General features: G+C 72.4%; 20 protein-coding genes, 1 tRNA gene, 2 pseudogenes and 1 riboswitch. Of the genes and pseudogenes, 8 read left to right on the forward strand and 15 right to left on the reverse strand.

The genetic code is table 11. The features are described from left to right. Window positions 1-141: 141 nt before the first annotated feature. Window positions 142-315: riboswitch (cyclic di-AMP (ydaO/yuaA leader) on the forward strand. A gap of 11 nt (window positions 316-326) precedes the next feature. Further along, window positions 327-1,271 carry a M23 family metallopeptidase gene (locus P3T41_RS31845; RefSeq protein ID WP_280694065.1) on the forward strand — a complete coding sequence of 315 codons (945 nt, stop codon included), beginning with the start codon at window positions 327-329 and terminating at the stop codon, window positions 1,269-1,271. Between the two features lie 21 nt (window positions 1,272-1,292). Here P3T41_RS31845 and P3T41_RS31850 read toward each other — a convergent pair whose 3' ends face one another. Then, complete coding sequence (locus P3T41_RS31850; RefSeq protein WP_280694066.1) at window positions 1,293-2,198, reverse strand: hypothetical protein; 906 nt, start codon at window positions 2,196-2,198, stop codon at window positions 1,293-1,295. Between the two features lie 43 nt (window positions 2,199-2,241). On the opposite strand from P3T41_RS31850, the gene P3T41_RS31855 reads away from it, so the two are divergent. The 5 genes from P3T41_RS31855 to P3T41_RS31875 all read left to right on the forward strand — a co-directional run bounded on the left by P3T41_RS31855 (window position 2,242) and on the right by P3T41_RS31875 (window position 5,634). Then, on the forward strand, window positions 2,242-2,811 hold the full coding sequence (locus tag P3T41_RS31855; protein ID WP_280694067.1) for a GNAT family protein: 570 nt from the start codon (window positions 2,242-2,244) through the stop codon (window positions 2,809-2,811). 65 nt (window positions 2,812-2,876) lie between these two features. Continuing rightward, on the forward strand, window positions 2,877-3,527 hold the full coding sequence (locus tag P3T41_RS31860) for a sensor domain-containing protein (RefSeq protein ID WP_280694068.1): 651 nt from the start codon (window positions 2,877-2,879) through the stop codon (window positions 3,525-3,527). Between the two features lie 48 nt (window positions 3,528-3,575). Further along, window positions 3,576-4,301, forward strand: coding sequence for a methyltransferase domain-containing protein (locus P3T41_RS31865; RefSeq protein WP_280694069.1), 726 nt, complete (start codon window positions 3,576-3,578; stop codon window positions 4,299-4,301). Beyond that, window positions 4,286-4,990: a tyrosine-protein phosphatase gene (locus tag P3T41_RS31870; protein WP_280694070.1), complete on the forward strand. Its 705-nt coding sequence runs from the start codon at window positions 4,286-4,288 to the stop codon at window positions 4,988-4,990. The genes P3T41_RS31865 and P3T41_RS31870 overlap by 16 nt, the downstream gene beginning before the upstream one ends. After that, entirely contained in the window at window positions 4,987-5,634 is a 648-nt protein-coding gene (locus P3T41_RS31875) for a TNT domain-containing protein (RefSeq protein ID WP_280694071.1), read from the forward strand. The genes P3T41_RS31870 and P3T41_RS31875 overlap by 4 nt, the downstream gene beginning before the upstream one ends. A 282-nt stretch (window positions 5,635-5,916) precedes the next feature. Here P3T41_RS31875 and P3T41_RS31880 read toward each other — a convergent pair whose 3' ends face one another. The 7 genes from P3T41_RS31880 to P3T41_RS31910 all read right to left on the reverse strand — a co-directional run bounded on the left by P3T41_RS31880 (window position 5,917) and on the right by P3T41_RS31910 (window position 13,884). Further along, window positions 5,917-6,759 (reverse strand): hypothetical protein, encoded by an 843-nt coding sequence (locus P3T41_RS31880; protein WP_280694072.1) that lies wholly within the window; start codon window positions 6,757-6,759, stop codon window positions 5,917-5,919. 153 nt (window positions 6,760-6,912) lie between these two features. Next, window positions 6,913-6,986 (reverse strand) — tRNA-Met (locus tag P3T41_RS31885). A gap of 46 nt (window positions 6,987-7,032) precedes the next feature. Then, window positions 7,033-7,980: a PrsW family intramembrane metalloprotease gene (locus P3T41_RS31890; RefSeq protein WP_280694073.1), complete on the reverse strand. Its 948-nt coding sequence runs from the start codon at window positions 7,978-7,980 to the stop codon at window positions 7,033-7,035. Window positions 7,981-8,006: 26 nt separating this feature from the next. Next, window positions 8,007-8,759, reverse strand: coding sequence for a tRNA (guanosine(46)-N7)-methyltransferase TrmB (trmB, locus tag P3T41_RS31895; protein WP_280694074.1), 753 nt, complete (start codon window positions 8,757-8,759; stop codon window positions 8,007-8,009). A 144-nt stretch (window positions 8,760-8,903) separates the two neighbouring features. Then, entirely contained in the window at window positions 8,904-10,142 is a 1,239-nt protein-coding gene (lhgO, locus tag P3T41_RS31900) for an L-2-hydroxyglutarate oxidase (protein WP_280694075.1), read from the reverse strand. Window positions 10,143-10,323: 181 nt separating this feature from the next. After that, complete coding sequence (locus P3T41_RS31905) at window positions 10,324-11,904, reverse strand: TROVE domain-containing protein (RefSeq protein ID WP_280694076.1); 1,581 nt, start codon at window positions 11,902-11,904, stop codon at window positions 10,324-10,326. Window positions 11,905-12,438: 534 nt separating this feature from the next. Then, on the reverse strand, window positions 12,439-13,884 hold the full coding sequence (locus P3T41_RS31910) for an MFS transporter (RefSeq protein ID WP_280694077.1): 1,446 nt from the start codon (window positions 13,882-13,884) through the stop codon (window positions 12,439-12,441). A gap of 1,165 nt (window positions 13,885-15,049) precedes the next feature. On the opposite strand from P3T41_RS31910, the gene P3T41_RS31915 reads away from it, so the two are divergent. After that, window positions 15,050-17,299, forward strand: coding sequence for an asparagine synthase-related protein (locus P3T41_RS31915; RefSeq protein ID WP_348533712.1), 2,250 nt, complete (start codon window positions 15,050-15,052; stop codon window positions 17,297-17,299). Window positions 17,300-17,332: 33 nt separating this feature from the next. Then, entirely contained in the window at window positions 17,333-17,878 is a 546-nt protein-coding gene (locus P3T41_RS31920; RefSeq protein WP_280694079.1) for a universal stress protein, read from the forward strand. Window positions 17,879-17,933: 55 nt separating this feature from the next. Here P3T41_RS31920 and P3T41_RS31925 read toward each other — a convergent pair whose 3' ends face one another. The 7 genes and pseudogenes from P3T41_RS31925 to P3T41_RS31955 form a co-directional block, all read right to left on the reverse strand. Further along, window positions 17,934-18,266 (reverse strand): hypothetical protein, encoded by a 333-nt coding sequence (locus tag P3T41_RS31925; RefSeq protein WP_280694080.1) that lies wholly within the window; start codon window positions 18,264-18,266, stop codon window positions 17,934-17,936. Between the two features lie 247 nt (window positions 18,267-18,513). After that, window positions 18,514-18,966: a hypothetical protein gene (locus P3T41_RS31930; RefSeq protein WP_280694081.1), complete on the reverse strand. Its 453-nt coding sequence runs from the start codon at window positions 18,964-18,966 to the stop codon at window positions 18,514-18,516. 358 nt (window positions 18,967-19,324) lie between these two features. Further along, window positions 19,325-19,714, reverse strand: a pseudogene (locus P3T41_RS31935) (RHS repeat-associated core domain-containing protein); the annotation flags it as partial. A gap of 76 nt (window positions 19,715-19,790) precedes the next feature. Beyond that, window positions 19,791-20,246 carry a hypothetical protein gene (locus tag P3T41_RS31940; protein WP_280694082.1) on the reverse strand — a complete coding sequence of 152 codons (456 nt, stop codon included), beginning with the start codon at window positions 20,244-20,246 and terminating at the stop codon, window positions 19,791-19,793. Next, window positions 20,234-21,160, reverse strand: a pseudogene (locus tag P3T41_RS31945) (RHS repeat-associated core domain-containing protein); the annotation flags it as partial. The gene P3T41_RS31940 and the pseudogene P3T41_RS31945, both read right to left, overlap by 13 nt. Before the next feature lie 72 nt (window positions 21,161-21,232). After that, window positions 21,233-21,907, reverse strand: coding sequence for a hypothetical protein (locus tag P3T41_RS31950; protein WP_280694083.1), 675 nt, complete (start codon window positions 21,905-21,907; stop codon window positions 21,233-21,235). A 22-nt stretch (window positions 21,908-21,929) separates the two neighbouring features. Beyond that, window positions 21,930-22,499, reverse strand: coding sequence for a type VII secretion system-associated protein (locus tag P3T41_RS31955; protein WP_280694084.1), 570 nt, complete (start codon window positions 22,497-22,499; stop codon window positions 21,930-21,932). Between the last annotated feature and the right edge of the window lie 8 nt (window positions 22,500-22,507).

A 22,507-nucleotide genomic window follows, 5' to 3' on the forward strand; every position in this document is an offset into this window, starting at 1 on the left:
GGGTCGGGGGTGTACGTCATGACGCGACCATGACGTTAAATGAGTCTGACAATCGACTCTGAACGGGCTTGGAATCGCGGGCTCCTGGGATTAACGTTTGATAACGCAGCGCGGTCGGCAACGCCGTACCCGAAACGGCACCGTGCGCCGTCGCCTAATCCACGACCTGGCCCCCGGGCCGGGCCGGGAGCCGGGGAACCATGTTCCTTGGGGTGAATCGGCTCGACCCAGGCTGGACCAGCCCAGGCCGAACCGTAGGAGACCTTCCTGCTCCGAACCCGTCAGCTAACCCGGTAGGCGAGAGGGAAGGAAAGGAGCGCGCCCCCGTGGCGTTGACGCACTCTCCGGAGGGTCGCACCGAGGCGAGCGGCACCGGACTGCTCGACCACCCCGGCGTCACGGCGGACCCCGCCCGGCACCGGGTGCCCCGCCAGGCGCGGGCCGGCGCTCCGGTCCTCGGCGTCACCGCGATGGCCGCCGCCCTCGGCGCCACCACCGGCCTGACCGCCACCGCCGCTGCCGCGGCCACCCCGACCGCCGCGCCCACCCCCGCGATCACCGCGCCGGACGGGACCGCGGCCACCGAGCAGGACGGCACCGCCGACCCGGGCCTGGCCCTGGCCGCGCGGATCCAGCAGCAGGCCGACACCCGGCGCACCGCCGCCGAGGAGGCGGCACGCCTGGAGGCGGCCCACGAGGCGGCGGCCAAGCGCGCGGCGCAGCAGGCCCTCGCGGCGGCGGCCGACGCGGCCGCCCAGGCGCCGACCGCGGCCGCTCAGGCTCCGGTCGTCGAAGCCCCGGCCGAGACCCCGGCTGACGAGACGCCGGTCGGCGAGACCCCGGCCGCCCAGGCCGTGACCGTCCGGCCGCCGCTCGCCGGCTACACGCTCGGCACGGGCCACGGCGGCTCGCCCTGGGCGCAGTTGAACACCGGCCTCGACTTCGCCGCCCCGGCCGGCACCCCGGTCACCGCGATCACCGCGGGGACCGTCAGCGCGGCCGGCTGGTCCGGGGCCCACGGCTACCGGGTGATCCAGACCCTGCCGGACGGCACCGAGCTCTGGTACTGCCACCTCGCCTCGATCACCGTTCCCGCCGGCCCGGTCGCCCCCGGCACCGTGCTCGGCCGGATCGGCGTCACCGGCAACTCCCCGAGCCTGCGGACGGGCGGCGCGCCCGCCGGCCCGCAGCTGCACCTGGAGGTCCGCCCGGCCGGCGCCGCCCCGGTCGACCCCGCCGGCTGGCTGCGCGCGCACGGCGTGCAGCTGTAACGGCGGGGCCCCGCAGGCGCTTCAGCCCGGCTCGCCCGGCCAGTCCCCGATGTCCGGGAGTTCGGCCAGGCCGCGCTTCACGATGTAGCCGTCCACCTCGGCGGCGCCGGGTTCCGGGGCGAGGTCCTGGTACTCCGTCAGCAGCAGTGCGGGCAGCCCGGGGACGGTCCACTCGCCCAGCAGCCGCAGCGCCTCCTGCTGCACGGTGGCCTCGAAGTTGGGGAAGTCACCGGCGAGTTCGGCCGGCATCGGCAGGCCCAGGGCGTTGCGGCCGGCCAGGTTGCGGTAGCTGCGCTGCATCAGGCGGTTCTCGATCAGCAGCCGGGCGCCGTCGGTGGCCATCCCGATCGAGAGCAGCACGCCCTCGGTCCAGCCGGCCAGGCCCTCCGGCTGGTCCAGCGCGGCCAGCTCGGTGAAGGCGGCCAGCCGGTCCGGCTCGGCCAGCTCCCGGAAGGCGTCGAGCCACTCGCGCACCGCCGCCGGCGCGTCGGTGTCCACCCCGGCCTCGCGCAGCAGCAGGGTGTAGAGCCGGGGCCAGGTCAGCAGGTGCGGGTGGCGCAGCAGCCCGGCCAGCAGCTCGCCCTGCCAGTCGGCCTCCTCGTGCAGGCGCTGCTGCCGCTTGGCGTTCAGCCGCCTCGCTGCTCGCTGATGGTCGATCAGCAGCCGCACGGCCGCCCCGTAGGCGAGCGGCGACTGCTCCTCGGGCGGCTGCACGTACAGGTGGATCCGCTCGTAGAGCAGCTCCTGGAGCAGCGCCGAGGTCAGTTCGGGAAAGCCGTCGCGCAGTTGCGCGTCACCCAGTTCGAGCAGCGTCAGCACCGTGTTCACCGCCGCCTCCGGCACCGGCGCGAGCCCCTGCTCCTCGGCCCATCGCAGCAGCTCAGCGGTGTGCGGTCGGGGTGCGAGCCGCAGGTCGTCCTGGTCCATGGCAGGTACGGTAACCGCTCGCGGGCCCACTACCGTACCTGCCATGCACCCCGTCCTGCTCACCGGTCCGAGGCTGACCGTCCGCGAGTTCCACCACGTGCCGCGCGATATCGACGCCCTGCACGCGATCTTCGGCGATCCGGAGACCGCCCGTTTCCTGCCCTTCGAGCCGCGCGACCGGGAGGACTGCGCCGACCAGGTCGCGCTCTACCTGGAGGAGGCCGAGAACGACCCGCGCACCGTCTACCGGCTGGCCGTCACGCTGACCGAGGAGGGCGAGGACGCCGTGCCGCTCGGCAACGCGGTGCTCGGCGTGGAAGGCGTGGCGAGCCAGCGGGCCGCGTTCATCGGCTACGCGCTGCGCCGCGACGTCTGGGGCCACGGCTACGCCACCGAGATCGCCCGGCTGCTCTGCGACTTCGGGTTCGGCACCCTGGGCCTGCACCGGCTGGCCGCCCGGCTGGACCCGCAGAACCTGGCCTCCGCCCGGGTGTTGCGCAAGCTCGGCTTCCAGCTGGAGGGACGGCTGCGGCACGATCTCCACCTGCGCGGCGCCTGGCACGACGCGCTGCAGTACTCGCTGCTCGAGGACGAGTGGCCGACCGGGGGTTAACCCCACCCCGACTCCGCAGGTCAGCCGCATTCCGCCACCGCCCTTGCCCCGGCAGGCTGGTACGCATGACGACGACGATCTCGCTGCAGCGCACCCCGTTCCTCCGGGCGACCCACCGGGAGGTCGGTTACATCTTCGCCTCCCTCTTCACCGCGGTCGTCGGCTTCGTCTGGACCGTCACGGTCCTGGCGCTCGGCATCGGCACCCTGGTGACCGCGCTCGGCCTGCCGGTGCTCGCGCTGCTGCTGGCCGGCGCCCGGGGGCTCGGCGCGGTCGAGCGCGGCCGGGTGGCCCGGCTGCTCGGCCGGCGGCTGCCCGGGCCCGCCCCGGTGCGCGCCGCCCGTCCCGGGGCCTGGGCCCGGATCACCGCGCAGCTGGCCGACCTGGCGGGTTGGCGGGCGGTGGCGTACCACCTGCTGATGTTCCCCTGGCACGTGTTCAGCTTCGTGCTGACCGTCACGCTCTGGACCACGGGCTTCGCGATGGCGCTGCTGCCCGCCTACAACTGGGTCTTCCCGACCTACGTGGGCTGGCCCGGCTACCGCGTCTTCGACTACCACAAGGACGGGGCGCACCACGTCTACTACCTCACGCACTTCTGGCAGGTGGCCGGCGTCTCGCTGGCCGGCGTGCTGCTGCTCCTCCTGGCGGCCGGGCTGACCCACGCGCTGACCGCCGTCTCCCGGCGCGCGGCCGCCGCCCTGCTGGCCGCCTGACGCTCGCTCAGGGATGCGCGGTGGGGGCGGCCGTGTTCGGCTGAGTCCATGCTGATCACCTCCCGGATGCTGATCACCTCCCGGCCGCTGGACGAGTACTGCGGCTTCTTCGGCCTGACCCGCGCCGAGCTGCGCGCGCTGCCGGGCCCGGTGCTCGACTGCCCGGGCGGCGCCGCGGGGCTGGTCGCCGAGGCCCGGGCGCTGGGCTGCCGGGTGCTGGCCGCGGACCCCGCCTACGCCCGGCCGCACCGCGAACTGCTGGCGCGCGCCGAGGCCGCCCGGCACACCATGGCCCGTGCGATGCCCGCCGAGCCGCAGCGCCACCTGGCGCCCCGCCACCGCCCGTACGAGAAGTACCTGCGCAGCTGGGACCGGGCCCGCGCGCTGTTCGCCGCCGACCGGGCCGCCCACCCCGGCGACTACGTGGCCGCCGCGCTGCCCGCGCTCCCGTTCGCGGACGCCAGCTTCGCCCTCACCCTCAGCTCCTACTTGCTCTTCGCCTACCCCGAGCGCTTCGCCCCGGTGGACCAGCTGGCCGCGCTGCGCGAGCTGGTCCGGGTCACCGCCCCGGGCGGCGAGGTGCTGGTCCACCCGCTGCACGACGGCGAGAGCCGCCGCTGCCCGCACCTGGCCGAGCTGCGCGCCGCGCTCGGCGCCCAGGGCATCAGCAGCGAACTGCGCACCGTGCGGGCCCCGGGCGACGGACGACGCCGATTCCTGCTCGCTCTGACCCGGCATCACCGCTACCGTCCCATCCCATGGACGAACACCTGACCGGATCCCGGCTGCTCGCGATACCCGGCCTGCGCAACCTGCGTGACCTCGGCGGACTCGGCGCGGTGCGCCCCGGCCTGCTCTACCGCTCCGCCGGGCTGGCCACGCTGACCGCTGAAGGGGCCCGGCAGCTGGCCAAGTTCGGCCTGCGCACCGTGCTCGACCTGCGCGATCCGCTCGAACTGGTGCAACACCCGGACCGCGTCCATGACCTGGACGTCGATCTGGCCAACTTTCCGCTCCTGCCGCAGGACGGGCCCGAGGACATGTACGGGTTCCCGCTCGACCGGATCTACCCGCTGATCGTCGACACCGCCGGCCCCACCCTGGTCGCGGCGCTGCGCGGGCTGCTGGCCCCCGAGGCCCTGCCCGCGCTGCTGCACTGCGCGGTCGGCCGGGACCGCACCGGCATCACGGTCGCGCTGCTGCTCGATCTGCTGGAGGTGCCCGAGGAGCAGATCGTCGCCGACTTCCTGCTCTCGAACGAGGGCCTGGGCCTGCTGAACGGCCCCGAGGAGTGGGTGGACGTGCACGGGGTGACCCGGCTCTCCCACCCGGTCGAGGCGGCGCTGATCACCGGCGTGCTGGCCCAGGTGCGTGAACAACACGGCGGCACCGAGGGATATCTGACGGCCCATGGCCTGAAAGCGGCGGAGATCCTTGACCTGCGCGCTACCCTGCGTGAGTGATCATCACCGTACGCAAGTCCAGCCGTCTGCTCGTCGCCCTGACCGCGGGCGCCGCGCTCTTCACCGCCGCCCCGGCCGCGCACGCCGACACCACCCCCAGCGACCAGTGCTCGGCCGCCTTCCACAACGGCGACGCGCGGCTGGGCCCGGCCGACCTGCCCACCACCGGACCGGTCGGCCGGCAGCTGCGCGGCTACCGGCGCACCGGCGGCGCCGGCGAGGCCGCCTTCCTCGCCCAGTACTACGACGCCACCGCCGGCAGCTGGAAGTACCCGCCGGCCAACGGCTACCTGCTCGGCTTCAACAACCAGCCGATCGAGTTCGACCAGCCGCTCATCCCGGGCCAGGACATCGACCGCTACGGCAGCGAGTACGGCTCGTTCCTGGCCCCCGAGGGCACCGCGTACGCGAGGCGGGCGATCCCGCCGCAGAGCCTGGACAGCACTCCGGCGGCCGGCTGCAACTACCACGACTACAAGGTGCTCAAGGAGTTCGAGGTGCACGGCGGCCCGATCGCCCCCTGGTTCAACCAGCCGGGCCTGGGCTGGCAGTACCAGCTGGACGGCACCCTGGTCCCGGGCGCACCCGCGAAGATCAACGTCGGCTGGCTGATCACCAACGGTTACCTGCAGCGGCTGATCTGAGCCGCAGAGCTCTGGCAGGAGAAGCAGACGGCCCGTGGGCGTTCTCCACGGCGGACGAACCGCCGTGGCGCCGGGGATGTGCCGGCGAGCCCACGGGCCGGGTGACTGCTGGGGATTCGCCTGTCGCCGCTTGGCCTACAGGCAGCGGCGCTCTAGCGAGCAGCCACCTCACGCATCCTGGCGGTACTCAACTCAGGATCACCTCCTTTCAGTGTGCCGCCACGATAGGCAGACACTCCGGCCGGAGGCAACGGATTTAGCCCGGAATTCCGGGCGGGCGGATCAGGCGGTCTGCAGGGCCTTGAGCTTGGAGATGTCGACCACCTGGTCGGCCGGCGGTGCCTGCACGGTGACCGGCTGGTTGAAGTTGCTGAAGGCCATCTGCCCGCTCGTGCTGTTCGCCTTCAGCGGGTACGGCGTGCCCTGGGCGGCGATCCACATGTCGCCGCTGGTCCCGTCCGAGGACTTGACGTGCAGGACGACCGTGGGCTGACCGTTGACGGTGGCCGTGCCGGTCTTGGCGGCCTGGTCGCCGTCCTGGTTCATCTGCCCGGTGAACTGCGTCAGGTTGCAGGAGTCGGAGAGGCTCTTGAGGTCGGCGTCGTCCTTCGAGCCGGTCATCCAGCGGCCCTTGAACAGCTCGGCCGCCTGGGAGCCGTGGGCGCCGCCCATGGTGGTCCAGAACTTGGTGTCGGGCTGGATCCAGGTCTGCTGCGGGGTGCTCAGGATCTGGAAGCTGCCCTTGGAACCCATCGCGATGCTGCCGGCGCAGTCGCCCTTGGTGTCCAGGGACAGGTGCATCTCGAGGGTGTCGCCGCTGTCGGTGCCCTTCGCGTCGAGCTTGAGCGAGGTGGCCGCGCTCAGCGCGTCCGAGGCGGCCTTCTCGATCTGGTTGCCGTTCATCGCGCTCAGGTCGGGTCCGGTCGCCGAGGGCGCGGCGGCGGGCGTCGACGGAGCGGTCGCGGTGGTGCTGGGCGCCGTGGTGGCCGAGGCGGTGACCGGGCCGGCCGAGCCTTCCGTGCCGGCACCGGCGCTGGTGGTCTTCGAGGAACTGCCGCAGGCGGTGGCGGTGAGCGCGAGGGCGGCGCAGGTCAGGGTGATGCCGAGGTGGCGGTGGAGGCGCACGGTTCTTCTTTCGACCAGTCGGCCGCGGAATGCGGCGGAAAACGGCCAGAAACTACACCACGGCGTGATCGGGTCAGGGCACCGGGGTTGCCGTTTATGAGAAAAGCGGAAGGCCCGGCAGAGAGTCTCTGCCGGGCCTTCCGTGCTACTGAGTAGCGGGGACAGGATTTGAACCTGCGACCTCTGGGTTATGAGCCCAGCGAGCTACCGAGCTGCTCCACCCCGCGTCGGTGAACCAAACACTACGGGACGCTGACCGATAAGGGAAATCGCTTATCGGAGCCGGCGGCCCGGGCGGGCGGCGGCCCAGAGCGCGAGCCCGGTCAGGGCGGCGAAGCAGGGGACCATCAGGGCCGCGTAGACCAGCAGGAAGCCGTGCGTGCCCAGGCCCGCCGCCGCGTTCCAGCCGCCGTGCAGCGCGACCGCCGCCAGCAGGCCCAGCGGGCCGGCGGTCCGGGCCAGCCAGCGCCGGTGGCTGGTCAGCGCGACGGCCAGGCCCACGCCGGTCAGTGCGGTGAAGAGCGGGTGGGCGAAAGGCGCCAGCAGGGCGCGCAGCACGAAGGTGTGCACGGTGTCGTCGTAGTCGCGCAGGCTCGGGCTGAGGCCGAGGCCGATCGCGTCCAGCCGCTGGCGCTGGTCGTCGGTGAAGGCCCGGCCCAGGTAGAGGACGTTCTCGGTGAAGGCGAAGCCGCAGGCGCTGAACCCGCCGAGGACCAGGCCGGTGGCCACCGCGCGGTGCCGCAGCCGGGCGCGGGCGGCGGCGGTCGGACCGGTGCCCGCCGGCCTGCCCGCCGGGCTGGTCCGACGGCGCGGTCGCAGGGGCGGCGCCATGGTGAGCAGCAGCACCGCGCCCTTGGCGCTCTCCTCGATCAGCGGGCTGGCGAACTCGGCGCCCAGCGTCTCGCCCCGGCTGCTGCCTTGCAGGGCGGTCAGGGTGTCGCTGGCCCAGCCGTTGGCCAGCATGGCGACCGTGGTGGCGGCGCAGGAGCCCCAGACCAGGCAGAGCACCAGCCGGCGGTTCGGCACCCGGGCGCTCTGGTTGAGCCAGGTCAGCGCGGTCAGCACGAAGGGCAGCGGCAGCACCGCGAGGCCCAGGCCCACCAGCAGCCCGGTGGTGCCGGTCTGGGCCTGCACCAGGTGGACCAGCAGCACCGCGCTCGCGGTCAGCGCCAGCACGGTGGCGGTGGGACCGGCCGAGCGCAGGCGCGACGGGCTGCTCACCGGAAAAGCGTAGACCGTGGCAGGGGTCAGATCTTGCGGAACAGCAGATCGTGCACCACGTGGCCCTTGGCCAGGCCGGCCCGCTCGAACTTGGTCACCGGACGCCAGTCGGGGCGCGGCGCGTAGCCGGGGACGGTGCCGTCGGCCCGGCGCTCCTCGTCCGTCCAGGCGCTGCCGTCGCCCTCAGGGTGCAGGTTGACCAGCTCCGGGCGGGCGCCGAGCACGTCCAGCATCTGCTCGGCGTACGGCTCCCAGTCGGTGGCGCAGTGCACCAGCGCGCCGGGGGCCAGCCGGGGCAGCACCAGGTCCAGGAAGTGCGGCTGGACCAGCCGGCGCTTGTGGTGCTTGGGCTTGGGCCACGGGTCGGCGAAGAAGACCCGCAGGCCCGCCAGGCTCGCGTCGCCCAGCATGTCGCGCAGCAGGATCACCGCGTCGCCGGCCGCCAGCCGCACGTTCCGGGCGCCGCTCTGCTCCAGCATGCCCAGCAGGTTGCCGTGCCCCGGGGTGTGCACGTCGGCGGCCAGGATGCCCATCGACGGGTCGGCGGCAGCCATCGCGGCCGTCGTCTCACCCATCCCGAAGCCGATCTCCAGGGTGACCGGCAGCCCGCCGAAGAGCGTGCCCAGGTCGAGCGGGGTGCCGTCGATCGCCAGACCCCACTGCTCCCAGTGCCGGTCCAGCGCACCGGCCTGGGCCGGGGTCATCCGGCCGCGGCGCGGCTGGAAGCTGCGGATCCGGTGCTCGCGGTGCTGTTCCTCGGTGGCCCGGTGCGGATACATCGGGGCGGGGTAGCCCGCGGGCGCGGCCGACAGGCGCACTGACGGCGACTGGGGCGACTGGGCGGGGAGCTGGGGAGAGGGGGCAGTCGAAGTCACAATGCCGTCGAGTTTACGGGGCGCCCGGTTTTGCGGGGGACCTGCCGGCTACTCCTCGGCCGCCAGCGCGGCCAGGGCTCGCCGGGCCACCTCGCGGCCGATCGGCAGCGAGGCGGTGGCGGCGGGGGAGGGGGCGTTGAGCACGTGCACCAGGCGGCGCGGCGAGCCCGGGCGGTCGGGGTCGAAGCCGGCGAAGGCGAAGTCGTCGAGCAGCGTGCCGTCCCTGGCCACCGCCTGGGCCCGCACCCCGGCCGGCGCTGGTACCAGGTCGGCGGCCGTGACGGCGGGCAGCAGGCGTCGCACGGCCGTGGTGAAGGCCGGCTTGGAGAGCGAGCGGTGCAGCTCGCCCAGGCCGTAGCGCCAGTGCCGGCGGGCCAGCTGCCAGGCGCCGGGGAACCCCAGCGTGGCGGCCAGCTCGGCCGGGCGCACGGTGCGCCAGTCGTAGCCCTCGCGGGCCAGCGCCGGGACGGCGTTCGGGCCCACGTGCACGTCCCCGTGGATCCCCCGGGTCAGGTGCACGCCGAGGAACGGGAAGGCCGGGTCGGGGACGGGGTAGACCAGGCCGCGCACCAGGTCCCGCCGGTGCGCGGCGAGTTCGTAGTACTCGCCGCGGAACGGGATGATCCGCAGCCCCGGGTCGTCGCCGGCCAGCCGGGCCAGCCGGTCGCTGTGCAGGCCCGCACAGTTGACCAGCACCGCGCAGCGCAGCTCGGTGCCGTCGGCGGTGCGCACCGTGACGCCGTCCGGGCGGCGGTCGATGGCCCGGACCTCGGCGCCGGTGCGCAGCTCGGCCCCGCGCTCGGCGGCCAGTGTGGCGTAGCGGCCGGCCACGGCGACGTAGTCGCAGACGCCGGTGGTGGCGACGTGCAGCCCGGCCAGGCCGGCCACCTCCGGCTCGTACTCGCTGATCTGATGCTGCGTCAATTCACGGACCGGGATGCCGTTCTGCCGTCCCCGCTCGGCGAGCGCCGCGAGCCGGGGCAGCTCGGCCGCCTCGGTGGCGACGATCAGCTTGCCGGTCACCTCGCACGGCAGGCCCTGCTCCTGGCAGAACCGCACCATCGCGGCCGCGCCCTCGGTGGCGTACCGCGCCTTGAGCGAACCGGGGCGGTAGTACACCCCGCTGTGGATCACCCCGCTGTTGCGCCCGGTCTGGTGGCCGGCCGGTGCGCTCTCCTTCTCCAGCACGGCGACCCGCAGCCCGGGCCGCGCCCGGGTCAGCGCGTACGCGGTGGCGAGCCCGACGATGCCGCCGCCCACCACCAGGACGTCGTGGTCGTCCGCCATCCGCCACCCTCCTCACCCCGACGTGCCCCCGTGGCCGATGGTGCCACGGGGGCACGCCGCGCGTCAGCCGGTCCGGGCCACTCGACCCGGCAGCGGGCTGGAGCCTCTCTTGCGGATCTTGCCCGGCGTCGCGCGGCGTCAGCCGCTGGTGTCACAGCCGACAAGATCCGTAAGAGAGGCCCTAGGCGATCGCCTCCCACGGCCAGCCGACGTCGGCGTCGCCGTGCTCCAGCAGCGGGATCAGCCGGAAGGCGGCGTCGCTGAGCCCACCGAAGGTGTGCCGGTGGGCCCCGCCGGACGGGCCGTGCCCGGTGCGGTAGCCGGCCAGGTTCCAGGTGTAGACCGGCACTCGGGCCGGCACGGCGCCGAGCGGGTCGCGCCCGAAGCTGAAGCCGGCCTGCTCGTCGGTGATGATCACCACCCGGTCATGGCCCCGGTAGTGCCGGTGGACGGCCTCGGCGGTGTCGGTGCCGCCCAGGTTCTGGAAGTCCTTCAGCACCGTCAGCACCGAGGCGCCCCGGGGCACCTCGATCACCCTGCTGGTGCTGCCGAACTCGACCAGGTCGGCGTCGGCGGCGCGGACCTTCAGCGCGGTGCCGAAGATCGCCGCCGAGTCGGCCCGGTTGAGGCCGCTGCGCTCGCTCGGCCGGTCGAACATCGAACCGGACCGGTCCACCAGGATCAGCGTGCGCCCCGGCAGCGCAGGGACGTTGCGCAGCGAGTGGCCGAGCGCCTGCTCCAGCGGGTAAGCCCAGCGCAGCGACGGGGCGTGCCGGTAGGCGGCCAGGTAGCGGAACGGGAACTGCCGGGAGCGGCGCACCTCGTCGGGGGCGCTCAGCTTGGCGGCCACCCGCTCGGCGACCTCGTCGCTCACCCCGGCCTGGTCGAAGTTGCGCAGATTCCGGATGAGCGCCATCGACCCCATGGAGGGGATCACCGCCTCCCAGGCCGCCGCGTCCAACGGGCCCTGCAGCCAGCCCGCCAACGCCTCCCAGGTCATCCCGGCCGCCGCCAGCCGCTCGGCGGCGTCCGGCCCGGTGACCACCGCACGCCGCTGCTCGACCGGCAGTGCGAGGAGCTCGTGGTGGGCGGTGAGCAGCGCGTCGGCGGCCGGCGGGACGGCCTCGGCCGGGTGGTGGCGGCGGTCCAGCGCGTACTTGAACAGCTCGCCCTGGCCGGCCCGCTGCGGGTCCGGGCTCGGGTGGGTCAGTTCCAGCACGTCGCCGAAGCGGAAACCGCGGCTCGCCGTGTCGTACTTGAGCAGCGCCTGGCCGGTGTAGAGGCGGCGCACCGCGTCCGCGACGCCGCGCTTGAGCGGCTGCGGCAGGCGGCGGCCGTAGCGGGAGGTCCAGTAGGCCAGCAACTCGCCGGGCTCGTCGGGGCGGCGCAGCACGGTCTCCACGGCCTGCCGGGAGAAGCCCGGGGCCTGCGCGTCCAGCCGGGCCCGGGTGAACTCGGCCGCGCCGACCACGGCGGCGGTGCGGATGTTCGCCTCGCCGCGCAGCCAGCGCAGCAGGCCGAGCGTCCACTGCGGGTCGCCGACGGCCAACTCGCGTACCAGCGTGGTGAAGCGGTCGTCGCGGGCGCCGCCGGACTCGTAAGAGGTGTGCTGGCCGACCAGGTTGGCGACCGCCAGCAGGAAGAGTTCCGACTTCGGTTCGCGCAGGTGACCCGGGCCGCCCTGGTGGTTGGTGGTCCGCTCACCGGTGGTGCGGACGGGCGAGCGCGGCGCGAAGCGGTTCTTGACGTTGAAGCGGGCCATGACGGAAGTCCCCCTGCGGACCTGGGCTGAAGTGAAGAAAGGCGATCGGGGGAGGGCACGGCGAGGTGAGGGGCGCCCGAGATCGGGGTCGGCTCTGGCGAGCCGACATCGGTGGAGGTGACAGTTCGGTGCTCTGTCCAATTGAGCTACCGGCGCACACACGTGCCGCCGGCCGGGATTCGAACCCGGAACCGCCGAAGCCGGAAGTAACCCCCGCCTGCGCACCGGGCGCCCCGGCGCGATGCCTCCCGAGATCTGGAGTTCGGGGCGCGGTGGTTTCTTTGGAGGAAGGAACCGAGCCCCGACGCACCGGGAGGTGCAGCGTATTCACGATATGGAATGTCCAGAGAACAGAAAGCGGTTGAGGTGACAAGAGCTGCTCTGCCGACTGAGCTACCGTCGGACTGCTCCGACGACCGGGACTCGAACCCGGGACCCGTCCATTAAGGGAAGTAACCCCGACCTGCGCACCTGGACAGGAGTGACTCTAGCGGCGCGCCGAGCCCGTGTGCATCCGAAATAGCGGCGGTGGTGTTACGCGGGCGCCACCAGCACCACCCTCGCGCGTTCCGTCAACTCCCGTACCCGGCGCTCGCCCTGGAACGGCTCCAGGTGGCGCAGCATCTCCAGCACGTACTCCCGGCTGCGCTGTGAGGAGATCCGGCCGGCCACCTCCACCGCGCGCTCGCCGGCCTCGACGGCGGCGTCCAGATTGCCCGCCTCCGCCTCCGCCATCGCGGAGACCACCAGGCGCAGGCCGTGCGAGCGGACGAAGCCCTCGGTGGGGCGGGCCAGCGCCTCGCGGGTGAACTGGCGGACCTTGGCGGGTACGCCGAGGTCGCGGAAGCACTCGGCGGCGTCGGCGGCCAGCCGGTCATAGGCGTAGAAGTCGATCCAGGCGGGGTCGGGGTCACCGGCGCGCGAGCGTTCCAGGGCGTTCTCGGCCGCGGCGAGCGCCGTCGAGGAGGCCGCCGCGTTGCCGGCCCGCGCCTGGGCGCGGGCCTCCACCAGGTGGAAGAAGCTCATCGTGCGGGTGGTGGCCAGCCCGCGGTTGCGCTCCAGCGCCGCCTGGGCCAGGTCGACCGCCTCCTCGGCGAAGCCGCGGTAGCAGGCCTGCAGGCTCATCGAGGCCAGCACGTAACCGCCGAGCGGCACGTCGGCGGCCGCCCGGGCCAGCCGCAACGCCTGGATGTAGTAGCGCTGGGCGGCCTCGTGCTGGCCGGTGTCGAAGGCCATCCAGCCGGCCAGCCTGGTCAGTTCGGCGGTCGCGCCGAACAGCGCCCGGCCGACCGCGTCGCTGTAGGAGGCGAGCAGCAGCGGGGCGGCCTCGACCCGCAGGCACTCCGGCACCATGGACGAACGCCAGTCGCCGCCGCCGTACTTGGAGTCCCAGCGGCGGGCCTCCTGGGCGGCCTCGCGCAGCTTGGCGGCGTCGGACTGGCCGACCCGGTAGCCGCCGGTGCGGGACGCGGCGCTCGGGGCGCCCGGCGGCTCGTCCGCACCTCGGGCCACCGAGCTGTCCACCGGGTTGATCAGCCAGCGGGCGACCGGCGTCGAGTACGCCGCGACCGAGAAGGTCCCGGCCAGCGCGTCGCTCCACCGTCCGCCGCCGGGGCCGCGACGCAGCTCCAGGTCGACCCGCCACAGGTCGGTGGCGGAGCGCACGGCTTCGGACACCTCGCGCGGAAAGGCCAGGCCCAGCTCGGGCGTCGGGTCGGTGTCGCCGAGCCCGATCTCCTCCAACGGCACCGGGCGGCCCAGCTTGCCGCCGATCGCGGTGGCGATCAGGTGCGGCACCGGGCCCTGCGGCACCATGCCCTTGCTCACCCAGCGGGCCACCGAGGTCTTGTCGTAGCGCAGCGTCAGTCCGCGCTGGGCGCCCAGGTCGTTGACCCGGCGGGCCAGGCCGGCGTTGCTGATCTGAGCCTGGGTCAGCAGGATGCCGAGGCGTTCGTTCGGTCCCCGTGGACTGATGCTCATGCGACGGCACCCCCTTGTTCGGTGTTTGCCGTTCGGTGTCGTGCGGTGGTGCTGTCGTGCGGTGGTGCCGTCGTGCGGTGGTGCCGTGCTGCCGCGCTGTGGTGCTGTGCGGTCGGCGGTACCTAGCGTAGTCGGCCGGGTTCCCAGGGTTAAGGGGATGCATTCCGGATGGCGGGATCGCATAGGGGCATCGGGGCGCGATTCGTGGCCGCCGGGGCGGCTGCGGGGTGGCGCGCGGCAAGGCCGGGCGCCGCTCGGGCGGTTCGCCGGGGCCGGTGGGTGTCCGGGGGGTCATGGGGAGGGGCGTGCTCCGGTCCCGTGTTGACGTGCGCCCACCTGTGCCCCCTGGCCCGGACGCCCACCCGGCAGTTCGCTAGGGGCTGTGGGTCGGCCCGCCGTCGAGGACCCGGCGGGCCGGGGGATGCCGCTGCCTCTGTTCCCCGCGGGTGGTGGCCGAAGTCCGGGAGGGCATGCGGATGCCCTCCCGGGCTTGCGATGCTTTTCGGCCATGTGGGCATGGCCATGTCGTACCGAAATGTCCGGCGGGAGACGGGCCAGGCGGTGCCGGTGAGCAGAGCGGGCGGGGTGAGCGGGCCGGGGGCGGTGGGGCGGGCGGGCGGTGCGGTGCGGGGGGCGGTCGGTGGGGATGAACCGGCCGCTGCCGTGGACCGTCCGTGCACTCGGGGCCGGGTGCACGGCCTGGCCGCCACCAGGCCCGCTCGCCCGGGTGCGGGCGCCGCGAATCGGACGCGCGGCGCCCGCGCCGGGCCGGTGGACTGACGGACCGTCAGGGTCCGTCCGGTCGGTCGGACGCCGTCCCGTCCGGCGGCCGGCCGGGCGCCAGAAGCAGGGCGGCGCCTCATAGACCCGGACGGCCGGCGCCGGGTGGATCCCGGCCGGATGCCGTCCGCGCCGCGCGGTCCGGGCCAAGGAGGGGGAGGCCCGGCCCGCGCGGCACCCCACTTCGGATGTCCCTGATGTCCGAATTCACCCACCCCTGCCCAGAATCACCCGACCTTCGCCGGCACCACCGCCAGCCTCAGCGGTGGCAGCATGTCCCTTGGCTCGCCCGCGGCCGGGCGCCGACCGCCCGCCGCACGCGAGCGCAGGGACGTCCACACCCGGTGGAGGCGCGATGCGGTGGCTGGCGGGCTGGAGCGGCGCCGTGTCCAACACCCGGATCCCGGGCGGCCGCCGCCCAGCTGACGGCGGGTCGGGCCCGGCGCCCACGCTGCAGGACGCGCTCGCCGCGCTCGCCGCCGTGCGCCCCCTCGCCGCCACCGCGCTGTGGACCGGCCCCGACCCGCTCTGGGCGGTGGGCGACTGGCGGCCCGAGGAGATCCGCCAGGCCGTCCTGCACCCGAGCACCCGCCTCCCCACGGTCAGCACCGGCCCGCTGGCCGCCGACCTGACCCAGGACACCCAGGCCGTCGCCCGCCTGCTGGTGCTCGGCCACTGCGGCGCCGCCGACCACGAGCTGGCCGACGGGCTGTCGGCCGCCCGGGGCGGTGCGGTGCGCCACCTGACCGCCTGGCCCGGCAGCTACGCCGTGGTGCTGCGGATCGGCACCCGCAGCACCCTGCTGCTCACCGACCTGGCCGGCCTGCAACCCGTCTTCCACACCCCCTGGTGCGGCGGCACCGCCTACGCCACCGCCGCCCTGCCGCTCGCCGACCTGATCGGCGCGCCCGTCGACACCGGCCACCTGGCCGCCACCCTCGCCTGTCCCGAGTCCCCCGAGGTGCTCGGCACGGGCACCCCGTACGCGGGGGTGCACCGGGTCCCGCCGGGCCACACGCTCGCCATCCGGGGCGGCCGACCGCAGCTGACCGAGTACGACGACGAGGGTGCCCCCGGCAGCATCCCGAGCCAGGGCGGTGGCGAGGCGCCGGCGGTCCGGGAGTTGACCCGCACGCTGCTGGAGGCCGTCCGCTCCCGGGTCCGCAACGCGCCGGCCGGCGCGGGCCCCGGGCCGCAGCGTCCCCGGATCGGCGCCGACCTCTCGTACGGCACCGCCTCCACCGCGCTGGCGCTGCTCGCCGCCGCCGTCCCGATCGGGCCGGGGCCGGGTTGCGTGCCTGTGCCGGTTTCTGACGAGCCGTCGGACGTCGCCCCGCGGACCGGCGCCACCAAGGGCTCCTGGACCCGCCCCGATCCGGCGCCCGAGTCGCCCGAGCCCGAACTCCTCGCCGCCGTCACGGTGTGCGAGTCACCGCGCGCCGCCCCCGAGGCTCCGCTCGACCCCGGCCGTCCCCGGCTGCGGCACACCGTCCTGGCCGCCACCCCGGCGAGCCTGCCCTACGCCGAGCTCATCGCCGGACCGGCCGGCGGACCGCTCGGTGGGCCGCTCGGTGGTCCGCTCACCGACGAGCCGGGGCGGGCCCTGATCACCGCCCCCGGCACCGTCGTCCGGCTCAGCGCGGGCGGCGCCGACCACCTGACCGGGCACGGCGCCCGCCAGGTGCTGGACGGCCATCCGGCCCGGCTCGCCGACCTGATCCGCGAGGGCCGCCCGCGCGAACTGCTCCCGCCGGTCGCCGCCCTGGCCGGCGTGGACCGTGCGCTCGCCGGCACCCTGACCGGCACCGTGCGCACCCCGGTCACCGTGCTGCGCGCGGCCCGCCGCCTGGCCCGGGGCGGGTACGCCGAGGCGCTGGACGATGTCGCCGTGCAGTTGACGGCCCGTCGGGGCCCGGTGCGCCCGAGCGCACACCCCGGCGTGCGGTTCACCGCCGGGGCGTACTCGGCGGCCGACCTGGCCTGGTGCGTGCCCGGCCCGGCCGCGCGCTTCCTCTCCGACGACGCGCTCTCCGCGGTCGCCCTGCGCCTGCGGCTCGCGGCCCGTGGCCCCGCGCCCGAGCTGCACCCCGGCGTCCGCCGAGCCCGCCTGGCGCTGCACCACCACGCCGGCGCGTTCCGCACCCTGGTGCACGCCGCCGAACAGCACGGCCAGCGCGTCCACGCCCCCTTCTTCGACAACCGGGTGATCCGCGCCGCCCGCCTCCTCCCCGCCGACCTGCGCCTGCAGCCCGGCGCCCGGCACGCCCTGCTGCGCGCCGTGCTGGCCGGCGCGGGCCGCTCGGACCTCCCCGCCGACTGGGGCCGCGCCCCCCGCCCGGACCGCGCCGAAGCCGCCCGCGCCGGCCTGCGCGCCGCCGCCGACCAGTTGGCCGAGCTGTTCCGCGCACCCCTGCTGGCCGAGGCCGGACTGATCGACCTGCCCACCGTCCGCCGCGCCCTGCGCACCGCCGCCGACTCGTACGCCGACCTGCCACCGGGAGCCCTGGACGGCCTCGCCGACCTGGTCGCCGTGGAACTGTGGCTGCGCCGCTTCGAGGCCCGCCGCCACGGCTCCTGCTGGACCGGCCTGCCGCTGCCGCAACGGCGCGCGGTGGCGGGAGCGCGGTTCGGCTGAGCCTGCGCGGGTTCGCGTGCCATCCGTCGGATCATGGCCTGGCCGACACCCGACCGACCGGAGGCCCCGCAGGTGACGCCCGCCCACCCCGTCTCCACCACACCACCCGGCCCACCGCTGCCCCCCGGCATCCTGGCCGCCTGCGACGGCTCCGACGGCTCCCTCTGGGCCCTGCACCGCGCGATGTCGGAAGCCGAGCGCTACGCCCTGCCCCTCTACGTCCTGGGCGTGGTCAACCCCTCCCCGAGCGGCGGCTACCCGCCGGGCATGGCCGAGCTGGTCCAGGAGAGCACCGAGCGCCTGAGCGGCAGCATGGCCGACGGCCTACGGCGAGCGGTCACAGCGGTCGAGCGGGCCCGGCGCGCTCCGTTCGGCGGGGAGCGGCTCTCGCTGCACGTGGCGCTGGGTCAGGTGGTCGAGGTACTGCTGGCGGCGACGGTGGGTCAGCACACCCTGGTGATCGGGACACGGGGGAACGGTGGGTTCTCGCGGCTGCTGCTGGGGTCGGTGAGCACGGCAGCGGTGCACCATGCGGCGTGCCCGGTGCTGGTGGTGCCGGCGCCTCTGACGGAGAGGTGAGAGGGCGGGGGGTGGCGAGACGGAACTGAGCATTGCTCTACGTTCGGTCATCGACTCATTCGTGAGCGTTCACAAAAGCGGAACCGTCAGCTGTTGCTGAAATCCAGCAGCACCCTCCCTGGGGCTCCCAATTCAATGCCGCACAGCAGCCCGTGACTCGATCCAGCACGGCTTGGAGCTCGCCGCGCCAGGGTTCAAAGCCGCTCTCACCGATGTCGCCGACCATAGCCAGCCCTCGTGTCATGAGGAACGCCAAAGACTCGATGGCAACCCTTCTGAAGTCTTCGCCGCCGCTTACCGCACGCGCATGCCAGAGAAGGGCATCAATCGGCACCCAGTCGTCCGCCCCCTCGCGCAGAACCTCCAAAGCGACATTCTCGCCGATCATCGGGTTTGACCCCTATGGTCTCGGGGTCGAAGTCGGACCCCATCCTGAGGAGATGTCGAATCCTCTCTCAGGTGAAGGACTTCGCTAGCTGCCATTATGGCTCTTCTGCACTGTTTTCACTGCAGTGCTCGTCGTATGGCCATTGTCCCGTTCGCCATAGATCTTAACGGTCAGGGCGGATGAAGTCCAGCCTTTCGAATTCAAAACTGAAGCATTTTGGGTCGAGCTGTCTGAATATAGCGTGAAGCTAAAGCGACTGGAGTTCCTTGAGGGAATCCATGTAACTTTCACGATTCTCAGGATAGAGCTCAATGAATTTCTCGAAGAACTCCCGCCCTGCCTTTTTGAGCTCGACGTAGAAGAGGGACTCTGATGCCATCGCCGAGCGGCTTGTGCCGTCGGATTCAAGGGTGACCCTGATGTTCCCCCCCGGTTCCTTCTGAAACGTGAGCTTCAGAGGCTGGTCCGGAAAGTATGAGCTGGCCGACTGGCCGCAGCGGAGCCGTGTGGCCATGTCAACGATATAGGACCATAGCTGGTCGACGTAGTCCCAGGCTTCTTTTCCGATGATCCCGGTGCCGTCTATTGATAGCTCGATCGCTCCTTCGATGTACGCGGAGTTGGCGGCTGCGGTCTGTGTGAGCGAGATCGGCTCGAAGGTATTGGCATCTCGCCGAATGTAAGAGTTGATGCTGATCATGTCTTGGCTCGTCCTACTTGGAGAGGGATCCGGGATAGAACTGTCCGATGTGCCCCCGGTTCAGGCCGACGACGTATTTTACCCCGTTGACAGTCCCCTCGAGCTGGTACATCCCGCGCGTGCCCTTTGTGATCAACTTGTCGCGATTCTGCTTCAATACTTGCGATATGGCATCCTGGACATCTGGAATTGACATCTTCTGGTCGAAGAAGCTTTGGCTTGCCTTGACGGATCCGTCCCAGTACTTCGGGTGATGGCGCGTCAGAATATGCTCGATATTGTCGCGCGAAAGCATGAAGTTCTCGTTGCCGAACTGATACCGCTGGTTCTTCCAGTTTTTCAGATCCCTCTTCAGGCACGGTGCGAGGCCGAGCGGATCGCTCCACCGGTGCGGGTTGTCCACATATGCCACCGGGTTCGGCGCCGGTGCCAGCCCCAGCGGGTCCGGTGTCAGGTATCGCGCCGTCTGCGGGTCGTAGTGCCGGTGCACGTTGTAGTGCAGCCCGGTCTCCGGGTCGTAGTACTGGCCGGGGAAGCGGAGTGGGGTTGTGGTGGTGGTGTTCTTCGCCTGGCTGGTGGTGCCCCAGAGGGTGGTGTGGGCTTGCCAGGCGGTGGTGCCGTCGGGGCCGGTGATGATGGCGAAGAAGCGGCGGTCGACTTCTTGCTGGTCGGGGGAGGTGGCGAGGTGTTCGGTCTGGGTGAGGGGGTGCAGGCCGTGGTGGTCCCAGGTGAGGGTGTGGGGGCCGGGGCCCACGCCGCAGTCTCGCTACACTCACCGCCCCCAGACCGCGGACCAGAGAAGACGGAGAACTCTCACTGGAGTACTAATGCCGAATAACATTGAATTCCACGACGGGCCCATCCTCGGATTCCAGCGTCGCCACATTGAAACTGACATCAGGAAATTGCTCTGATAGACGAAGTTTCCAGCACTGCGCGACCGATTCCGCCACAGTGCTGGCAGCCGCCGTATCCTCAGCGGACTCGCTGTACTCAATGAGCTGCCAGATCCTCAAGCGGTTCAACACGGTTTCGACCCGGGTTCGGTCGCCAGAAAGCTCTGTCATCCACGTGTCGAAGTTCTGACGCTCAAACGACCGATCCCAGAGGATACAGCCATCCACCTCGATAAAGCTTGGCCGAAAGATCTCCGAGATCGAAATCCAGTCAGCGAGACTGAAGCGCCCGGAGATAAAGTCGAACGAGTCGAGAGTCCCACCGAATCCCTCAATCCAAGAGGCCACCTCAGAATACTCATTAGCCTTCATCAGCTGCTCCAATAAATTTCCTCGTCAGGCCTGAGCGGGCGGGGCATTTTGTCCCACACCGGAAACTCTTGGCCGGTCTTCGGATTGACATTAATATGCATTTCCAGCGCATGTGGCGCGGGTATGCCAGCATGCGGTGCGGAATTCGGGTCCACATCGACACGCTTGACCAGGCGCCCCAGATCATCGTAGACCGCGTACGCCGTTACCGTACCATCGGTTTTTTGGCGGTAGACGATCTCATCGGGATTCCCCCTGTTATCGAACCTCCCGCTCACCCGCCGCGCTTTCGAAAGGTCTACTCCCTTGGGGTCGTACGGTGCGAGCCCGAGCGGATCGCTCCAGGTATGTGGGTTGTGGACGTAAGTGGCGGGGTTCGGCGCTGGGGTGAGTCCGAGGGGGTCGGCGCTCAGGTATCGCGCCGTCTGTGGGTCGTAGTGCCGGTGCACGTTGTAGTGCAGCCCGGTCTCCGGGTCGTAGTACTGGCCCGGGAAGCGGAGCGGGGTCGAGGTGGTGGCGTTGTTCGCCTGGCTGGTGGTGCCCCAGAGGGTGGTGTGGGCTTGCCAGGCGGTGGTGCCGTCGGGGTTGAGGAGGTGGGTGGGGGTGCCGATGAGGTCGGTGATGATGGCGAAGAAGCGGCGGTCGACTTCTTGCTGGTCGGGGGAGGTGGCGAGGTGTTCGGTCTGGGTGAGGGGGTGTAGGCCGTGGTGGTCCCAGGTGAGGGTGTGGGGGCCGGGGAGGGTGGGGCTGTGGGCGGTCTGTTCGGCGAGGGTGGGGCCGTCCCAGGTGAAGAGGGTCCATTCGGCGGTTGCGGGGCATTGTTTGGCGATGCGGCGGCCGAAGGGGTCGTAGTGGTAGAGCCACTGGGTGCCGTCGGGGGTGGTGACGGCGGTGAGCAAGCGGCCTAGGGCGTCGGAGGTGTACCTGGTGACGCTGCAGGCGGCGTCGTCCGAAGTCGCATTGCAAGATCCCCGACAGTGTCAGGCACTGAGCTGCGGTCAGCCCCAGCCGTCCTCGACCATGGTGCAGCCGTCCGCGGTGATGTGGTGGGTCTGGCCGGAGCCGCCGGCTACCCGGCTGGCGCTGGCGACCTCCAGGCGCACGGGGGCCGTGTCGTCGGCGGGCAGGAGCTCGATGTTGAAGCTGCCGTGCATTCCGGGAACAGGCAGCCAGAGCTTCGGCACGGCCAGCTCGGTGAGGACCGCGACCTGCGGCGGCAGCACGTCCTGATGGCCGGCCAACTGCTGGGCCCGGGCCAGGATGAGCGTGTGCAGCCGTGGCTCCATGGCCTGCAGTACCGCCTCGGGCACTGGGTGCACGGGGACGGGGCGCAGCAGCGGGAGCAAGTGGTCGTGGCCCAGCCGGGTGGCGATGTCGAGCGGACGCTCGCCGTCGGCGCTGCGCAGGGTGCGCCACGCGCCGGCGCGGACCAGTTCTTCGACGACCTCGGGCGGGGCCGGGTGCCAGGCAGTCTGGTGCAGCGCGGTCCAGTCGCTCGCGCCGCCCAGACGGCGGGCGTTGGCCAAACTGCCGTCCTTCGCGAGCGCTTCCAGGACGGTGGGCCAGTCACCCTGGTCGACGGCGTCGGCGAAGCGGTCGCGCTTGGCCAGGAAGTCGTCGCGGTATGCGTCGCGCCTGGTGGCTCCTTCCCAGGTCGCGGACTGGGAGGTCATCGGTCTGCTCCTGTGGGGGTGGTCATCGGGCGGCTAGCAGGTCGTCCAGGGGGAGGGTGACGCTCACACCGCTGCCGGGGTTGAGGCGCAGCAGGTTTCCGGGCGCCGCCTGGGCGAGTTCGCGACCCGAGAGGGCAAGCCAGCCGGGCCAGCTGGAGGGTACGTGGCGGGCGGAGGTGCACGCGGTGATGGTGCCGCGCCCGTCCGTGCCGGGTTCGATGTAGAGGCCGGGGTGCTCGGGATGGGCGAAGATCAGCAGCGGTCCTTCCCGGAGGGCATCGAGCAGTTCGCGCTCGCCGCCGTGGCCGGTGGCGGCGCGCTGGAGGGCGGCTTCGGCGGGGCTGTCGGGCTCGGCGATCCCCTGGGCCCGGGCCGAGGGGCGGTAGTCGTCGTTGTGCCAGTAGTGGACGGGGGCGCCCTGATGGTCGATCTGCCAAGCGCCGATGATGCCCTGAAGCGGGACCTCACCGGCCGGATCGTAGGCGGGGTCGATCTGGTACATCCAGGTACCAGGACGCTGGCGGGCGGCGGCGCGGAGTTCCTCGGTGATGGGTGGATCCGGGCGCTTCGCGGCGGGCGGTGGTGCGGACAAGAAGGGCT

Origin of the sequence: Kitasatospora sp. GAS204B (assembly GCF_029892155.1) — a bacterium.
Lineage (GTDB): Bacteria > Actinomycetota > Actinomycetes > Streptomycetales > Streptomycetaceae > Kitasatospora.

Coding starts and splice junctions, on each gene's coding strand:
- P3T41_RS31850 (WP_280694066.1), bottom strand. CDS start 2,198: ATGGACCAGGACGACCTGCGGCTCGCACCCCGACCGCACACCGCTGAG.
- P3T41_RS31855 (WP_280694067.1), top strand. CDS start 2,242: ATGCACCCCGTCCTGCTCACCGGTCCGAGGCTGACCGTCCGCGAGTTC.
- P3T41_RS31860 (WP_280694068.1), top strand. CDS start 2,877: ATGACGACGACGATCTCGCTGCAGCGCACCCCGTTCCTCCGGGCGACC.
- P3T41_RS31865 (WP_280694069.1), top strand. CDS start 3,576: ATGCTGATCACCTCCCGGATGCTGATCACCTCCCGGCCGCTGGACGAG.
- P3T41_RS31870 (WP_280694070.1), top strand. CDS start 4,286: ATGGACGAACACCTGACCGGATCCCGGCTGCTCGCGATACCCGGCCTG.
- trmB (WP_280694074.1), bottom strand. CDS start 8,759: ATGTATCCGCACCGGGCCACCGAGGAACAGCACCGCGAGCACCGGATC.
- lhgO (WP_280694075.1), bottom strand. CDS start 10,142: ATGGCGGACGACCACGACGTCCTGGTGGTGGGCGGCGGCATCGTCGGG.
- P3T41_RS31905 (WP_280694076.1), bottom strand. CDS start 11,904: ATGGCCCGCTTCAACGTCAAGAACCGCTTCGCGCCGCGCTCGCCCGTC.
- P3T41_RS31910 (WP_280694077.1), bottom strand. CDS start 13,884: ATGAGCATCAGTCCACGGGGACCGAACGAACGCCTCGGCATCCTGCTG.
- P3T41_RS31920 (WP_280694079.1), top strand. CDS start 17,333: ATGGCCTGGCCGACACCCGACCGACCGGAGGCCCCGCAGGTGACGCCC.
- P3T41_RS31925 (WP_280694080.1), bottom strand. CDS start 18,266: ATGATCGGCGAGAATGTCGCTTTGGAGGTTCTGCGCGAGGGGGCGGAC.
- P3T41_RS31930 (WP_280694081.1), bottom strand. CDS start 18,966: ATGATCAGCATCAACTCTTACATTCGGCGAGATGCCAATACCTTCGAG.
- P3T41_RS31950 (WP_280694083.1), bottom strand. CDS start 21,907: ATGACCTCCCAGTCCGCGACCTGGGAAGGAGCCACCAGGCGCGACGCA.